Source organism: Micromonospora sp. LA-10, assembly GCF_051853095.1.
Classification (GTDB): domain Bacteria; phylum Actinomycetota; class Actinomycetes; order Mycobacteriales; family Micromonosporaceae; genus Micromonospora; species Micromonospora echinospora_A.
On sequence record NZ_CP195710.1, the window covers coordinates 3686682 to 3702315 of the forward strand.

The 15634-nt window shown below is 71.3% G+C and carries 13 protein-coding genes; 8 read left to right on the top strand and 5 right to left on the bottom strand.

Annotated features, from left to right (window positions below):
* The first annotated feature begins 3 nt into the window (after window positions 1-3).
* The 3 genes from ACSDG8_RS17460 to ACSDG8_RS17470 all read left to right on the top strand — a co-directional run bounded on the left by ACSDG8_RS17460 (window position 4) and on the right by ACSDG8_RS17470 (window position 5147).
* Window positions 4-450, top strand: coding sequence for a DUF5318 domain-containing protein (locus ACSDG8_RS17460; protein ID WP_210895499.1), 447 nt, complete (start codon window positions 4-6; stop codon window positions 448-450).
* A gap of 194 nt (window positions 451-644) precedes the next feature.
* Window positions 645-3467 carry a transglycosylase domain-containing protein gene (locus ACSDG8_RS17465; protein WP_210895498.1) on the top strand — a complete coding sequence of 941 codons (2823 nt, stop codon included), beginning with the start codon at window positions 645-647 and terminating at the stop codon, window positions 3465-3467.
* A 123-nt stretch (window positions 3468-3590) separates the two neighbouring features.
* Entirely contained in the window at window positions 3591-5147 is a 1557-nt protein-coding gene (locus ACSDG8_RS17470) for a glycosyltransferase family 87 protein (RefSeq protein ID WP_210895497.1), read from the top strand.
* A 19-nt stretch (window positions 5148-5166) separates the two neighbouring features.
* Here ACSDG8_RS17470 and ACSDG8_RS17475 read toward each other — a convergent pair whose 3' ends face one another.
* Together ACSDG8_RS17475 and ACSDG8_RS17480 are read right to left on the bottom strand one after the other, a co-directional pair.
* Window positions 5167-7356 (bottom strand): hypothetical protein, encoded by a 2190-nt coding sequence (locus ACSDG8_RS17475; RefSeq protein WP_247678831.1) that lies wholly within the window; start codon window positions 7354-7356, stop codon window positions 5167-5169.
* Between the two features lie 410 nt (window positions 7357-7766).
* A complete protein-coding gene (locus tag ACSDG8_RS17480; RefSeq protein ID WP_210895496.1) occupies window positions 7767-8549 on the bottom strand; it encodes a deoxyribonuclease IV in 783 nt (260 codons plus the stop codon).
* A 638-nt stretch (window positions 8550-9187) separates the two neighbouring features.
* Here ACSDG8_RS17480 and rpsF point away from each other — a divergent pair.
* The 4 genes from rpsF to rplI all read left to right on the top strand — a co-directional run bounded on the left by rpsF (window position 9188) and on the right by rplI (window position 10834).
* Window positions 9188-9478 carry a 30S ribosomal protein S6 gene (rpsF, locus tag ACSDG8_RS17485; RefSeq protein ID WP_013289357.1) on the top strand — a complete coding sequence of 97 codons (291 nt, stop codon included), beginning with the start codon at window positions 9188-9190 and terminating at the stop codon, window positions 9476-9478.
* An 80-nt stretch (window positions 9479-9558) separates the two neighbouring features.
* Window positions 9559-10092: a single-stranded DNA-binding protein gene (locus tag ACSDG8_RS17490; protein ID WP_210895495.1), complete on the top strand. Its 534-nt coding sequence runs from the start codon at window positions 9559-9561 to the stop codon at window positions 10090-10092.
* Window positions 10093-10133: 41 nt separating this feature from the next.
* Window positions 10134-10373, top strand: a complete 240-nt coding sequence (rpsR, locus tag ACSDG8_RS17495) for a 30S ribosomal protein S18 (RefSeq protein ID WP_007073789.1) — start codon at window positions 10134-10136, stop codon at window positions 10371-10373.
* Between the two features lie 14 nt (window positions 10374-10387).
* Complete coding sequence (gene rplI, locus ACSDG8_RS17500) at window positions 10388-10834, top strand: 50S ribosomal protein L9 (protein WP_210895494.1); 447 nt, start codon at window positions 10388-10390, stop codon at window positions 10832-10834.
* Window positions 10835-10936: 102 nt separating this feature from the next.
* Here the strand turns inward: rplI and ACSDG8_RS17505 are convergent, their stop codons facing one another.
* Window positions 10937-12619 (bottom strand): hypothetical protein, encoded by a 1683-nt coding sequence (locus tag ACSDG8_RS17505; protein WP_439427046.1) that lies wholly within the window; start codon window positions 12617-12619, stop codon window positions 10937-10939.
* 397 nt (window positions 12620-13016) lie between these two features.
* Between ACSDG8_RS17505 and dnaB the strand changes: the two genes are divergently transcribed.
* On the top strand, window positions 13017-14423 hold the full coding sequence (gene dnaB, locus ACSDG8_RS17510; protein ID WP_210895492.1) for a replicative DNA helicase: 1407 nt from the start codon (window positions 13017-13019) through the stop codon (window positions 14421-14423).
* 6 nt (window positions 14424-14429) lie between these two features.
* Here the strand turns inward: dnaB and ACSDG8_RS17515 are convergent, their stop codons facing one another.
* Window positions 14430-15110: a maleylpyruvate isomerase N-terminal domain-containing protein gene (locus tag ACSDG8_RS17515; protein ID WP_439427047.1), complete on the bottom strand. Its 681-nt coding sequence runs from the start codon at window positions 15108-15110 to the stop codon at window positions 14430-14432.
* Window positions 15111-15228: 118 nt separating this feature from the next.
* On the bottom strand, window positions 15229-15624 hold the full coding sequence (locus ACSDG8_RS17520) for a zf-TFIIB domain-containing protein (RefSeq protein ID WP_030499471.1): 396 nt from the start codon (window positions 15622-15624) through the stop codon (window positions 15229-15231).
* Between the last annotated feature and the right edge of the window lie 10 nt (window positions 15625-15634).

Genomic DNA, 15634 nt, shown 5'->3' on the forward strand with positions numbered 1-15634 from the left:
CGCATGCGTACGCAGCGCCAGGTCGTCGACTACTCGCTCCAGAAGCGGGCGGTGCTGCGTGAACTGCTCGCCGGGCGGATCGGCACGTACGACGTCTGCGACGCCTCGCCGTACCTGAAGAACGCTGCTCGCTTCCACGGCGAGCCGACCGATCACCGCTGCCCGATCTGCCGCAGTGAGAACCTGATCCACGTCCACTACATTTACGGTGACGAACTCAAGCAGTCGGCCGGCCAGGCGCGTACCCGGGCCGAGTTGCCCGTCCTGGCCATGACGCTGCGTGAGTTCCAGGTGTTCGTGGTGGAGGTCTGCCCCGGCTGTGACTGGAACCATCTCGTCGAGCAGTTCCTGCTCGGCCGGGACGGTCTCACGGGCGAGGCGGAGGGCGCGGAGGATTCCGTCGCGGCCAACGGCTCCACCCCTCGGCGAAGGCGAGAGGCGCAACGGTGAACGCGGCTGTCCTGATCTCTGCCGGCCCATTCCCCGGGTGGCAGGATCGACAGCCCTTAGGCGTAATTAGTCCGAATAGATCGGATTTGACGGGCAACCGCGGGCACGGCCGGCGGGTAACGTCCCGTGTTCCAGCTCACGGCAACCCGGTGGCGGCGCCCCCGCGCCCCACCGCGACCGGCAGGGTGTGAGGAATGAACTACGGCGATCCCAGTTCTTCGCGTGGGCGGGCCCAGATCCCGGGCCCGAACGGCGACCCCGGTTCCGACTGGAGCCGCGGCGGGAACGGTTGGTCCGGCTCCCCGGACGGCGGCGCCTCGGCGCGCGCCTCCGCGACACCGTACGGCTCGGGCGGCCGGGCCTCGGTCGGTGGCGCCGCTCCGGCTCCGCGCCCGGCATCGGGCTCGGCCTCGGTGGGCCGGGCCGGCTCGGGCGGCCGCGCCTCGGTGCCGGTCTCGCCGGCGCCCGGCGCCACCGGGCGCGCGGGCGCCGGGCGGGCGTCGGTTCCGGTCTCCCCGGCCGCTCCGGCCGGGCGCGCCGCGGTCGGAGCGGCGAGCGTCGGTGCGGCGAGCGTGGGCGGGCGCGCGAGCGTCGGCGCACGGGCGAGCGTCGGCGCGGCAGCGGTAGGCGGCCGCGCCCGGGTGCCCGGCTCCGCCGGCGGCGGCCCCGGTGGTCCCGGCGGCCCGCTCGGCCCCGGCCGGGGTGGCCGCGGCGAGGACCCGGCGCGCGCGAAGAAGCGCCGCCGGATCAACATGCTGATCGCCGGCTTCGCCGTGTTCATCATGCTCGCCGGGATGGGCGTGGTGAGCTTCACCTGGTACTCCACCAAGGTGGTGCTCCCGGAGGACACGATCCCGCCGCTGTCCACCACGATCTACGACTCGAGCGGCACGGCCATCGCGCGGATCGGTGACCAGAACCGCCAGCTCGTCACGATCGACCAGATTCCGGAGCACGTCCAGCACGCGGTGGCCGCGGCAGAGGACCGGAACTTCTACAAGCACTCCGGTGTGGACTACAAGGGCATCACCCGGGCCGCGTGGAACAACCTCACCGGCGGCGACAAGCAGGGCGCCTCGACGATCACCCAGCAGTACGCGCGCAACGCGTTCGACAACCTGAACCAGGACACGTACGGCCGCAAGGTTAAGGAGGCGATCCTCGCCTCCAAGCTGAACGACAAGTACGACAAGCGCGTGATCATGCAGCACTACCTGAACGTCATCTACTTCGGCCGGGGCGCGTACGGCATCCAGGCGGCGGCGCAGACGTACTTCAAGAAGAACGTCAAGGACCTGAACGTGGCGGAGGCCGCCGTGCTGGCCGCCCTGATCAAGCAGCCGGAGCCGAGCGCAACGCACAAGGGCTACGACCCGGCGGTCAACGCCCAGGCCGCTGTCGACCGGTGGAACTACGTGATCAACGGCATGATCACCGAGAAGTGGCTCGACGCGCCGAACACGCCGCAGCACCCCACCGAGTACCCGAAGAACATCCAGAAGCCGACGAAGAACAGCGGCGGCGGCTTCGGCATCGACACCCCGTACGGCAACGTCGTCAACTACGTCTCGCAGGAACTGCGCGAGATGAAGCTCTGCACCGACAACGAGGCCGAGGTGACGGAGAAGAAGCCGCTCTGCGCCAAGGCGCTCAGCCGCGGCGGTTACAAGATCACCACCACGATCAACAAGAAGATGCAGGAGGCGGCGCTCGCCGCGGCCCAGCGGGCCAAGAAGAGCTCCGAACTCGCCGGCCAGCCGCCGAACCTGATGGCCGCCGTGGTGGCGATCGACCCGAAGACCGGCCGCGTGCTCGCCTACTACGGCGGGGACAACGGCACCGGCACCGACTACGCCGGAAAGAACATGGACAACGGCGTCGTCAGCGGTGGCCACTCGCCGGGTTCGAGCTTCAAGATCTACACGCTCGCGGCGGCGCTGAAGGAAGGCATCTCGCTCAAGTCCCGGTGGAAGGGCTCGGCGTTCACACCGAAGGGCACCAAGTTCAAGGTCAGCAACGCCGGCGCGGACAAGGTCTCCTGTGGTGACTCCTGCACGCTCGAACTGTCGACGCTCAAGTCGCTGAACGTGCCGTTCTACTACATCACCGAGAAGATCGGCCCGGACAAGGTGCTCGACATGGCCAAGCAGGCCGGCGTCACCACCATGTGGCAGACCGACACCAACCCGGCCAAGGCGCACGACCTGACCAAGGCCGACCCGAAGGACCTGGCGCCGTCGCCGTTCTTCCACGTCATCGGATACGGGCAGTACCCGATCACCGTGCTCGACCACGCCAACGGTGTCGCCACCTTCGCCAACCAGGGCATGTACCACAAGGCGCACTTCATCCGGAAGGTCGAGAAGCAGAACCCGGACACCGGCAAGTGGGACCTGGTCGGCGCGGAGAAGCTCAAGGGGCAGCAGCGGATCGACAAGGACATCGTCGCCGACGTGACCTCCGTGCTGAAGCAGTACCCGGGCCAGATCAACAAGCGGCTCGACGACGGCCGTCAGGTCGCCGAGAAGACCGGCACCTGGGAACTCGGCGACAAGACCAGCCGCAACGGCGACGCCTGGATGATCGGCTACACGCCGCAGCTCGCCACCGCCGTCTGGGTCGGCAACGTCAAGGACCGCAAGCCGATCCAGTACAAGGACGGCCGGGACATCAGCGGCGCCAGGATGCCGGGTGACATCTTCAAGCGCTTCATGGACAGCGCGCTCAAGGGCAAGGACAAGGAAGAGTTCCCGCCCGCGGCGAACGTCGGCGAGGACGACGCCGGCAACGGCGAGATCCCGCCGCCGGCGAACGAACCCGGCCAGCCGGGCGGGCCGGGCTGCGACCCGCTGGGCCTGTTCTGCCCCGGAGGCACGCCCGGCGGGGGCAACCCCGGCGGCGGCGACCAGGGCGGCACCCCCGGCGGAGGCGGGCTACCCGGTGGCGGCGGACGCCCCGGCGGTGGTGGCGGCGGTGGCGGGCTGCTACCGAGCACACCACCGACACGACAGAACTGACGCGCACGACCTGACGGCGGCGGCCGGACCCGAGCGGTCCGGCCGCCGCCGGCGTTTCGCGTACCGGAATTTCTCCGCGCGCGACGGGACGGCGACCCCCTGTGTACGGCAGGATGCCTCTCCATGAGCACCCAGTCGCCCGCAGGCATCGATGAGCCCGGCGCGTCCGAGGCGGCGCCACGATCGACAGAGACGATCGACCACCCGTCCCGCTCGGACTGGTTCGTCCGCGGCGCCTCCGGTCTGATCGGCGGGCCGCTCGGCGACCACGCCGCCGCCCTGGACCGGCCGGCCGGCCGCGAGAGCCGGTTCTGGACCGCCGGCCGGATCGTGCTGGCGCTCGTCTGCCTGACGCTGGCCCTGCACTGGGTGCAGAAATCCCCCTGCCAGGACGGCGCCTGGCAGAACAACATCCAGTACACCCGCATGTGTTACACCGACGTGCTGGCGCTCTACTACGCCGAAGGGCTCAACGAGGGCAAGGTGCCCTACGCCGACCACCCGGTGGAGTACCCCGTGCTGACCGGCTACTTCATGGGCGCACTCGGCCTGCCGGTGCACGCCCTCGGCGTCGACAACCCCGCCATCAACCAGGGGCAGTGGTTCTACAACCTCAACGCGCTGGTGCTCGGCGCGCTCGCCGTCGCCACCGTCGCGGTGATCCTCAGCCTGCGCCGACGACGACCCTGGGACGCCGCGTTGTTCGCGCTCTCCCCGGCCCTGGTGCTCACCGCCACCGTCAACTGGGACCTGCTCGCCATCGGCCTGGCCGCGTTCGGCCTGCTCGCCTGGGCGCGTGCCCGCCCCGACCGGTACGCGATGCTGCTGCCCGCAGTGGCGGGCGTGCTGATCGGACTCGGCGGCGCGGCCAAGATGTGGCCGCTGTTCCTCCTCGGCCCGATCCTGATGCTCACGTTGCGGGCCGGCAAACTGGCGGCCGGGCTCGTCGCCACCGCCACCGCGCTGGTGTCCCTTGTGGCGGTCAACCTGCCGGTGGCGATCCCCTACCGGGAGAACTGGGAACGCTTCTTCGACCTGAACACCACACGACCCATCGACTGGGGCACGCTCTGGTACATCGGCCGCTACCTGGACGGCCGGATCAGCCCGTCCGCACCCGGCGAACTCGGGCCGTTCGAATGGCTCAACGCCAACATCCCCACCCTCAACTGGGTGTCGTACCTGCTCTTCGGGCTGGCCTGCCTCGGCGTGGCCGGACTGGCGCTGCTCGCGCCGCGCCGGCCCCGGCTGGCCCAGCTCGCCTTCCTGGTCGTCGCCGCGTTCCTCATCTTCAGCAAGGTGTGGTCCCAGCAGTTCGTGCTCTGGCTGCTGCCGCTCGCGGTGCTCGCCCGGCCGCGCTGGGGCGCGTTCCTGGCCTGGCAGATCGCCGAGGTCGGCTACTTCGCCGCGTTCTACGGCGAACTACTCGGCACGGCCATGTCCCGGCCCGTCTTCCCCGAGGGCGTCTTCGTGCTGGCGTCGAGCCTGCGTCTGATCACCGTGGCGGTGCTCTGCGGATTCATCATCCGGGACATCATGCGGCCCGAACTCGACGCGGTCCGGCAGACCTACGCCGATGACCCCGACGGCGGGGTGCTCGACGGCGCGCCCGACGCGCCCTGGCATCAACGCTGGCGGGCGCGCGCCGCCGAACAACCCGCCGAACCCGTACCCGTCTGAGCGACCGGAGCAGGTCGGCCTAGAGCCGGAACACGACCGCCTCGCCGACCTGCTCCCGGGCCACGCCCAGCGCGTCGACCGGCCGGTCCAGCATCCCCTCCCACGGGGTGCCCTCCAGCTCGTCGCGCAGCACCACCACGTTCTTCACGCCGATCTTCCGCAGATAGTCGACGCTCGCGTAGTCGGGGAAGCTGACAGTGGCCTCGCGGATCTGGGCCTGCGACCGTGGCGTGAAGCCGCTGCCGCCGTTGACCATCGGCTGGAACCGGTCGGTGGACCAGAGCATCACCGGCTGATCCAGGTTCTGGCTGCTCGGCAGCACCAGCATCGGCCCGTCCACCGTTCGCAGCGCCGCCGGCTGCCGCGGCACCACCGGCTGCGGCGTGGCGTTCAGCCCCTCCACCAGCACCAGCGCCAACGGCAGCAGCGTCGCCAGCCGCAGCCACGGACCCGGCCACGGCGGCACCCGCTCGGCGGCCAGCTCGCGTACCCGCATGCAGAACGCGGTGACCGCGCCGGCCGCGAGCAGGCCCAGCAACAGGGTGGTCCAGAGCATCATCCGGCCCGGCGTGCGCAGCCCGCTCCAGCCCGGCAGGTAGTCGAAGAGCGGCACGTAGGTGAACCGGCCGCCGAAGAACCGGGTGCCCATCGCCAGCGCCATCGTCACCAGCACCCCGGCGAGCAGGAAGATCCGGTGCCGGACCCGCCACACCGAGAAGAACAGGCCCCCGGCGGCGAGCGCGTACAGCACGAAGCCCGGCAGCAGCGTCATCTCCGGATGCCAGGGCAGCACGGCCCGGGCGCCCTCGTGCAGACCACCCCAGACGCGGGACTCGGCCGGCGCGGTGAAGAACCCGCTCGCCGGCGGCGAGTAGAGGCCGATGTCGCCGATCGTGCGCTCCGCGTTCGGGTGCAGCTCGGCGACCTTGAAATAGGGTCCCGCCAGCGCCGCGCCCACCGCCGCGAAAGCGAGCCCGCCCAGCACGTCGGCCAGGAACAGCCGCCAGCCGAACGGGCGCTTCACCTTGCGCCGTCGCACGAACCACAGCACCACCGAGACCAGGCCGGTCCCCGCCAGCATGTACGCGAACGGCAGCCCGATGCCGAAGCCGAGGCTGAGCTGCCACGCGGCCACCAGCCACCCGGCGAACGCCCAGCCCGCGTGCCGGCGGCGCGGCCGGTACCCGTACCGCAATGACCAGCCGTGACCCCGGGCCAGCATCGCCAGCGCCAACGGGATGCCGCCGTTGGAGATGATGTGCAGGTGGCCGGCCTGGGCCAGCAGCCACGGCGCGTAGGCGAAGCTCGCCCCGGCCACCGCGCCGCCGATCCGGCCCGCGCCGAGCTGCCGGGCCAGCGCGTACGCCCCGAACGCGGCGAGCGCGTGCGCCAGCACGAACATGATGTTGTAGCGCAGCACGGCGTGCTCCGGGCCGACCCCGATCAGGCCGGCCGGGGCGTACCCGAGCAGCGTGTCGGAGAACGCGAAGCTCCAGTTCTCCGGATAGAACGTGTTCGAGTGCCACAGCTGCGCGGGGTTCGTCCGCAGGATGTGCCCGGACCAGGCCATCTGCCACGCCTGCAGGCTCGGGTCCCAGTAGTCCTGCGGCAGCGTGTGCCGCGGATAGCGCAGCGTGGGCCAGGTCATCGCCGCCGCCAGCGCCAGCGCGGCGACGACGGCGAGCGTCCACTCGTGCACCAGGAACCGGCCCACCGCGCGGACAGCCCGGCGGGGGCGGCCGAGCACCGGCTCCGGTGCGGGACCGAACGCGGACCACGGGTCGGCCGGCTTGTCGCCGTCCGTACCGTCCTTCTTCCCGGCGCTGCCGGCGTCGTCGCTCTTGCCGGCGTCGCCGCTCTTGCCGACGTCGCCGTTCTTGCCAGCGTCGTCGCTCTTGCTGGCGTCGCCGTTCTTGCTGGCTTCGTCCTTCTTCTCGACGCCGTCCTTCCTCGCGGGGTCGCCGTTCTTTGCGGCGTTGTCCTGCTTCTCGGTGTCGCCCTTCGCGGCGTCCGCCTTGTCCCGGGCTCCGGCCTTCGCCACGGTGACGCGGTCTTCCTCGGCGTCGCCGTTCCTCCTGGTCACGTCCCGGGCCTCGGCCTGGTTCGCGGCGCCGGCTTCGGCGCTGGCCCCTGCCTTGTCGAGGGCACCTGCCTCGTCTACGGCGCTCGGCTTGTCGACGGGCCCGGCCTTGTCGGCGGCGCTCGTCATGTCGGCGGATCTGGCCTTCTCGGCGGCGCTCGGCTCGTCGGCGGTGCTTGTGCTGTCGGCGGCGCTCGCCGCGCCTGCCGCCTTTGTCCTGCCGGTGCGGCCCGCCTTGCCGGTCCGCTTCGCCCTGCCGGCCCTCGTCGCCGTGCCGGCGGTGTCGTCCTTACCGGAGCCGCCCGCGCCGGACGAGCCCGCGCCGGACGAGCCCGCGCCGGACGAGCCCGCGCCGGACGAGCCCGCGCCGGACGAGCCCGCGCCGGACGAGCCCGCGCCGGACGAGCCCGCGCCCGGGCCGGACGAGCCGTTGCCGGGCGAGACCCCGGCCGCGTCGTCCGGCCGCTTCTCCGCGCCGGTCCCGTCCGCCCGGGTCTCGGCGCCGGACCGGCGGCCGGTCGTGCCGGACTTCTCGGTGGTCACTCCGCCGCGCCCAACTGCCCGCGCAGGAACGCGATGTCGGCGGCCTGACCCTCGACGCCGCCGGGGGTCTCCACGATCACCGGCGCGCCTGCCGCGCGAATCACGGCCACCAGCAGCTCCGGGTCGATGGTGCCGCCGGTGAGGTTGTCGTGCCGATCCTGACCGGAGTTGAAGGCACCCTTCGAGTTGTTCGCGTGGATCAGGTCGATCCGGCCGGTGATCGCCTTCACCCGGTCGACCAGGCCCAGCAGCTCCTCGCCGCCCGCGTGCGCGTGGCAGGTGTCGAGGCAGAAGCCGACCTCGTGGTCACCGAGCGCGTCCCAGAGCCGGGCCAGCGCGTCGAGGTGCCGGGCACAGGCGTTGTCACCGCCGGCGGTGTTCTCGATCAGCACCGGCAGCGGGAACCCGCCGGACTCCGCCGCGTACGCGAAGGTCTTGCGCCAGTTGTCGAAGCCGACGGCGACGTCCTGGCCGGCGTTGACGTGGCCGCCGTGCACGATCAGCCCCTTGGCGCCGACGGCCGCCGCGGCCGTGGCGTGGGCGAGTAGCAGCTTGCGGCTGGGAATGCGGATCCGGTTGTTGAGCGTGGCCACATTGATCACGTACGGCGCGTGCACGTAGAGGTCGACGTCGGCGGCGCGCAGGCGCTCGGCGTCCTCACGCGGCTTCGGGGCCTTCCAGCCCTGCGGGTCGGCCAGGAAGAACTGCACCGCCTCGGCCTGCCGGGCGGCCGCCTCGGCCAGCGGGTCGGTCGGATCGACGTGGGCTCCGATTCGCATGCAGGGCAGCCTACGTCGCGCCTGCGACGGTCGCCGCGCTCGCCGGAGGCGCCCGGCGGGTCGGAGGCGTCACCACCCGGGCCGGCGGTCGTTGTCCGAGGTGGGATCGATGGTCGACGCTCCGCCCGCACGTGGTCCACAGCACGTACGGCGAAGGGGTCGACGCCCGGTAACGGGACGCCCCGGCGTGCGGCCCGGCACGACGGGGCGGGATCCACTCGTCATCCGGCACTGCCGATCGGAAGTCCGGACTAAATCCTCCATTTACCCCAAGTGGTGACGAGAGCCATTGTATGGTCAGCGCAGGTGACAACACGATAAAGCTCCGCGGGGCGTCTTCGATCCAACCTCATCGGTGTGGTCGTTCCTCCCCAGGTCCCACCCAAGGAATGCGGACGGGACGCCCCGCGGCCCCGTGGACAGGGGTCCGCCTGCCGGCTCGCGAGGCCGCAGGTGGGCCCCTGTCACCGCGTCCGGAGCGTATGGGTCGGCCGGTCCGGCCATGATCGTCCGCACCGGCTATTCTGGTCCGGTTGCCCGTGTCCAGCCGGGTTCCCCCGGAACGGTCACGGCAACGACGCACGACCTCCTGCCACGGAAGGACCGTGGCCGCTTAGCCCACAGGAGGTGAGCACGTCTTGCGTCATTACGAAGTCATGGTGATCCTCGACCCCAGCCTCGAGGAGCGCACCGTCGCCCCGTCGCTCGACACGTACCTGAACGTGATTCGGACCGCGGGTGGCTCGGTGGAGAAGACCGACGTGTGGGGCCGCCGGCGCCTCGCGTACGAGATCAACAAGAAGGCCGAGGGCATCTACGCCGTCATCGACCTCCAGGCGACGCCGGAGGCCGTTGGTGAGCTGGACCGTCAGCTCCGACTCAACGAGTCGGTGCTGCGCACCAAGGTCATTCGCCCGGAGATGCGCTGAGCATCTAGTCCCCACACGTCCGGATCAAGCCTCATCCACGCTGTCGTACGGCTCTGAGAGCCTGTACGACACAAAGATGAGTGCGCGAGGAGATGGTCATGGCAGGAGACACCACCATCACGGTCATCGGCAACCTGACCGATGACCCCGAGTTGCGGTTCACCCCCTCCGGCGCGGCGGTCGCCAAGTTCCGGGTCGCTTCGACGCCCCGCTTCATGGACAAGGCCTCCGGCGAGTGGAAGGACGGCGAGCCGCTGTTCCTCTCGTGCACGGTCTGGCGCCAGGCCGCCGAGAACGTCGCCGAGTCGCTGCAGCGTGGCGCTCGGGTGATCGTGTCCGGCCGGCTGCGTCAGCGGTCGTACGAGACCCGTGAGGGTGAGAAGCGCACCGTCATCGAGCTGGAGGTCGACGAGATCGGCCCGTCCCTGCGCTACGCCACGGCGAAGGTGCAGAAGATGTCCCGCTCCGGTGGCGGTGGCGGCGGCTTCGGTGGTGGTGGCGGCCAGGGTGGCGGCGGAGGCAACTTCGACGACCCCTGGGCCTCTGCTGCCCCCGCCCCCTCCTCCCGCGGTGGTTCGGGCGGCGGAAACTTCGACGAGGAGCCCCCGTTCTGATGGCGCCGAGCGCCCGCGATCGCAAACCAGGAGCAAGAGCAATGGCGAAGGCTGCGGCACTGCGCAAGCCGAAGAAGAAGGTGAACCCGCTCGACAAGGACGGGATCACCTATATCGATTACAAGGACACCGCGCTGCTGCGCAAGTTCATCTCCGACCGCGGCAAGATCCGCGCTCGACGGGTGACCGGCGTGACCTCGCAGCAGCAGCGGCAGATCGCCCGTGCGGTCAAGAACGCCCGCGAGATGGCGCTCCTGCCGTACACGGCCACGGCCCGCTGAGAGGAGGCACGGACATGAAGATCATCCTCACTCAGGAGGTGTCCGGCCTCGGCTCTCCGGGCGACATCGTCGAGGTGAAGGACGGCTTCGGCCGTAACTACCTGCTGCCGCAGGGCTTCGCGATCGCCTGGACCAAGGGTGCGGAGAAGCAGGTCACGGTCATCAAGCGGGCCCGCTCGGCCCGCGAGATCCGCGACCTCGGCCACGCCACCGAGGTCAAGACCCAGATCGAGGGCCTGAAGGTCAACCTGAAGGCCCGCGCCGGCGACGGCGGGCGGCTCTTCGGCTCGGTCACCCCGGCCGAGATCGTCGACGCCGTCAAGGCCGCCGGCGGTCCGACGCTGGACCGCCGCCGGCTGGAGATGCCCGGCCACATCAAGGCGCTCGGCTCGTACCCGGTCAGCATCCGGCTGCACCCCGAGGTGACCGCCAAGTTCGACCTGAACGTGGTCAAGGGCTGACACCCGTAGCACGACGCGAAGGGCCCGCACCGGTTTCCGGTGCGGGCCCTTCCGCATCTCCCGTCACCACGACCCGGGCCGCAGCCCCGGTCTCGCCGGGCCTCAGCCGAGCGGGTTACCCGTCACCGCGCTGATCACCACCGTGGACAGGCCACCGCCCACCACTGCCGCCGCCAGCGCCACCGTCGCCGACCGCCAGGTCGTCCCGACCTGCCGTAGCAGCACCGCCACCACCAGGCTGCTCACCAGCGCCAAACCGAACCGCGGCGCCGCCGACACCAGAGAATCCAGGGCATGCGTACGCGGCGAGTCGCAACCGCCACCGGTGATGTCGGTGACGCAACCCGCCGGAGGCTGACCGCTCAGGAACAGCAGGCCGACGACGAGCAGCACGGCCGGAACCAGGTAGCACGCCACCGTGTAGACGAGCGGCCGCAGCGGTCCACCCGGATCCGGGTCCAGCAGGTCGTCTTCCAGCCGCCGGCCCCACGAGCCGCCACCGATCGTCTCGACCCGCCGCCGCAGCGTCGACCCGGCCGGCGCCACCGGCCGGCTGCGGGGCACGGCACGCGGACGCGGAGCCGCGTACGCCACCGCCGGCGACCTCGGCGCGGACGTCGGCGTCTCCATCCACCGCGGATCGTCACCGGCCAGCCGGGTACCCGACCAGAACGCCTCGGCCCGCTCCGGTGACGCCCAGCCCTCCCGCACCGGCGGGGCAGTACGGTCCCACGGGTCGACCTCGTCGCGGACCGGCTCCAGATAGCCGGTGTCGGTGAACCGGTCCCACTCGCCCGTGCGGTCCCACCGGCTCTCCGCCTGCCGCCAGCCGCCACCGGGCGCTGACCGGTCCCAGGCGTGCACGCCCGACGCGTCCCACGGGTCGACCGCAGGTGGCGGCTCCGGCGGCTCGCGATCGGCTGCCCGACGCCGCTGCCAGGGATCCGCCGCCGGCCGGGACCGGTCCGGACCCGACGGGGCCACCGACCGCGACCAGGTCGACTCCGAAGCCGAAGACGGTGACCGGCCCGATGACGCCGACGACGACCAGCCCGACTCCGGCGCCGCCGACGCCGGCCGCCGCGATTCCGCCGCCGGCCAGTCGGCATCCGACGTCGCCGGCCGGGACCGGTCCGAGCCCGACCCCGCCGACCGCGACCAGGCGGAGTCCGACGCCACCGGCGGCGGCCAGGAAGAACCCGACGTCGATCGACGCCGCCGGCCCGCCCGCTCGCTGTCCCGCGCCGCTTCCTCGTCGCCCGGACCGGCCGACTCCGGCAGCCCGGACCAGGTCACCTGCGGACGTCGGGTCGCCGCGCGGCGGGGACGACTACGGGGCGACACTCCCGACACCGGCTCGTCGTCCGAGTCGGCACGCCTGTTCCCCACGTACCCCCGCTCCTGGGGGGCGTCCATCGTCCACTCGGCAGTGTGGTCCGACAACGGACCCGCACCGATCGCCCGCTGCTCACGCCGGCGGCTGGCCTCCGTGCGCCAGCCACTTCCGGAGGACGGCGTCTCGACCTCGACCTCGTCGTCGTCGGGCGCCGCGTGCCGCCCGCCACCGTCCGCGCGACTCACCCCGGACTCCAGCGCCCAGCGGGGAAGGTAGGTGTCCACGGGCTCGTCCTGGCCGCGCTCGATCGCCCGCCGCCGACTCGGCGTGCGGTAGCTCTCCGGCGGGTACGAGTCGACCCGGCGCGGCCCGGCGGGCTCGTCCCAGGAACCGCTCGGCCGTCGCTCGCGCGGGCTGTCCTCCCCGCTTACCCAGTCCCGGTGTCTCACGGCCGGAGCGTGACCTCTCTCAACCCGAAAGTAAACCCGCTGTCCCAGGTGTCGCCGTTCGCAGCGATAGTACGGGACGAACGACGACAAAGCTCGGCCGGAAATCTTCCGTCCACAGGGTGGGGACAGGAAAAGGCCAGGTCAGAGGCGATACGCCCGGAATTCCCCATCACTTTTCCACACCCTGTGCACACCCTGCGCACATGCCGGTCCCCAGGCGTCCACAGGTTGTCCCGAGGCTCATCCACCGGCCTTGTTGAGTCGCTGACCTCGGGTTCCGTATCGTGGTCCCCCCGACCGCCGGGCGATGACCCCCGATCGACCGGAGGGGTCGGCGGAAGTTGTCACACCCCAGCGATACAGCTGGACTCGATCCGACGCAGCAAGGGGGGCACCCGTGTCGGTCACCGACGAGACGCGTGCGGAACGGACCGGGGGGCAACCGTCGTCCGAGCCGCCGCCGCGCGACGCGCCGTTCGAGAAGACACCGCCGCAGGACGTGGCCGCCGAGCAGTGCGTACTCGGCGGCATGCTGCTCTCCAAGGACGCCATCGCGGACGTCGTGGAGATCCTGAAGACCAACGACTTCTACCGCCCGGTCCACGCCACCATCTTCGACGCGATCCTCGACATCTACGGACGCGGCGAACCCGCCGACCCGATCACGGTGGCCGCCGCGCTCGCCGACTCCGGCGACCTCGCCCGCATCGGCGGCGCGCCCTACCTGCACACGCTCATCGCCAGCGTGCCCACCGCCGCGAACGCGGCGTACTACGCCCGCATCGTCGGCGAACGGGCGGTGCTCCGGCGCCTGGTCGAGGCCGGCACCCGGATCGTGCAGCTCGGCTACGGCACCGGCCCGAGCGGCAGCCGCGACGTGGACGACATCGTCGACCTGGCCCAGCAGGCCGTCTACGAGATCACCGAGAAGCGCGTCAGCGAGGACTTCGCGGTCCTGGCCGACATGCTGCAGCCGACGCTCGACGAGATCGAGGCGGTCGGCGCCCAGGGCGGGATGATGACCGGTGTGCCGACCGGGTTCACCGATCTGGACCGCCTGCTCAACGGGCTGCACGCCGGTCAATTGATTATCGTGGCCGGCCGGCCTGGACTTGGAAAATCGACCGCTTCAATGGACTTTGCCCGAAATGCAGCCATTCGCGCCAATCAGGCGGCGGCGATCTTCTCGCTGGAAATGAGCAAGGTCGAGATTGTCATGCGACTGCTCTCGGCCGAGGCGCGCGTACCGCTGCACGTGCTGCGCAGCGGCCAGCTCTCCGACGACGACTGGACCAAGCTGGCCCGCTGCATGGGCGAGATCAGCGAGGCGCCGCTCTTCGTCGACGACACACCGAGCATGAACCTCATGGAGATCCGGGCGAAGGCGCGGCGGCTCAAGCAGAAGCACGACCTGAAGCTGATCGTGGTCGACTATCTCCAGCTGATGACCTCACCGAAGCGCACCGAGAGCCGGCAGCAGGAGGTCGCGGACCTGTCCCGTGGCCTGAAGCTGCTGGCCAAGGAAGTGGAGTGCCCGGTGATCGCGGTGAGTCAGCTGAACCGTGGCCCGGAGCAGCGTACGGACAAGCGGCCGCAGCTGTCCGATTTGCGTGAATCGGGATCAATTGAGCAGGATGCGGACGTTGTCATCCTTTTGCACCGCGACGACTACTACGACAAGGAGTCGCCGCGCGCGGGCGAGGCGGACTTCATTATCGCCAAGCACAGGAATGGGCCGACCGACACGGTGACGGTTGCCGCCCAGCTGCACCTGTCGCGCTTCGTGGACATGGCCATCGTCTGAGCGGCGTCAGCCGAGCAGCGGGAACCAGCCGGCGGCCTCGCCCAGCTCCAGCCGGTCCCGGTCGGTCAGCGGCACCCGGCCGGCGGCCTTCAGCAGGTATTCGTGGTCGTCCCAGCCGGTCGGCCGCACCGCCTCGTCGCTGAGCAGCCCGTCCATCGTGGTCACCGCGACCCGCGTCGGGTCCGCCGCCGGCAGCGGCGCCTGCGGCAGGTCCACCACCAGGTCGAGGTGATGGATGACCGCCTCGGTGGTCAGGGTGGCGAGCAGATGGGGTACGCGCAGCACGTGACCCTGGGTGGTCACGTATCCGTCGGGGTCGGCCGCGGTGGCCGCGCGGACGGCGGCGGGCGCGGTGTCGGACCAGAGCTGGACCACGCCGGCGGGCCGGTCGAAGGCGACGGCGGAGCGGCGCGCCCACCAGGCGTGCCGGGCGCTCGCGTCGTCGTCGCCGGGGGTGAACGCGCGCCAGTAGCTGACGTCGTCCACGTCGGCCGGTCCGGGTGTGGGGCTGGCGAGGGCGACGAGCGCGCGCTGGGCGTCGCAGAGCACGTGGAAGAGCAGGTCGGCGACGAGCCAGCCGCGGCACCGGGTGGGCCGTTGCAGTCCGGCGTCGTCGAGCGGGGTGACCACTGCGGTGATGCCGTCGTACGCCTGGGCCAGCGCCTCGTGCTGCCGGATCGGGCTCATGCCGTGCAGCCTGCCACGGCGCGGCACACCCGGCACGACGAGACGCACTGCGGGAAGCAGGACGTCGGGCACGCCGGGTCGATGCGGTGCACCGGCCCGGCGTGCGCGTTGTCGACGGTCAGTCGAACAGCTCGCCGAGGAAGCCGTGCTTCTTCTTGCGCCGGTAGTGGCCGTGGTAGCCGTAGTGCTGCTGCTGACCGTGGCCGTACGCGGGCTGCGCGTAGCCGTGGCCGGGCGGCGGCGGAGGAGGGGGCGGGGGGACGGCGCCGTAGCCGGGCTGGTGCGGCGCGGCGGCGGGCGGGGGCGGCGGGGGCGGTGGGTAGCCGGCACCGGAGGGCGCGGCCTGCCGGGCGCCGCCGTGCTGCTGGTTCCAGTTGGCCTCGGCATCGAACAGCTTTTCCAGCTCGCCGCGGTCGAGGAAGATGCCCCGGCATTCGCCGCACTGGTCGATGACTACTCCGCTGCGCTCGTACTGGCGCATTTCTCCGCGGCACTTGGGACAGGTCATCTGCATGACAACGACG

What these genes read in the sequence shown, in the direction of transcription:
- ACSDG8_RS17460 (WP_210895499.1), top strand. Translation starts at nt 4, where the DNA reads ATGCGTACGCAGCGCCAGGTCGTCGACTACTCGCTCCAGAAGCGGGCG.
- ACSDG8_RS17465 (WP_210895498.1), top strand. Translation starts at nt 645, where the DNA reads ATGAACTACGGCGATCCCAGTTCTTCGCGTGGGCGGGCCCAGATCCCG.
- ACSDG8_RS17470 (WP_210895497.1), top strand. Translation starts at nt 3,591, where the DNA reads ATGAGCACCCAGTCGCCCGCAGGCATCGATGAGCCCGGCGCGTCCGAG.
- ACSDG8_RS17475 (WP_247678831.1), bottom strand. Translation starts at nt 7,356, where the DNA reads ATGACGAGCGCCGCCGACAAGGCCGGGCCCGTCGACAAGCCGAGCGCC.
- ACSDG8_RS17480 (WP_210895496.1), bottom strand. Translation starts at nt 8,549, where the DNA reads ATGCGAATCGGAGCCCACGTCGATCCGACCGACCCGCTGGCCGAGGCG.
- rpsR (WP_007073789.1), top strand. Translation starts at nt 10,134, where the DNA reads ATGGCGAAGGCTGCGGCACTGCGCAAGCCGAAGAAGAAGGTGAACCCG.
- rplI (WP_210895494.1), top strand. Translation starts at nt 10,388, where the DNA reads ATGAAGATCATCCTCACTCAGGAGGTGTCCGGCCTCGGCTCTCCGGGC.
- ACSDG8_RS17515 (WP_439427047.1), bottom strand. Translation starts at nt 15,110, where the DNA reads ATGAGCCCGATCCGGCAGCACGAGGCGCTGGCCCAGGCGTACGACGGC.
- ACSDG8_RS17520 (WP_030499471.1), bottom strand. Translation starts at nt 15,624, where the DNA reads ATGCAGATGACCTGTCCCAAGTGCCGCGGAGAAATGCGCCAGTACGAG.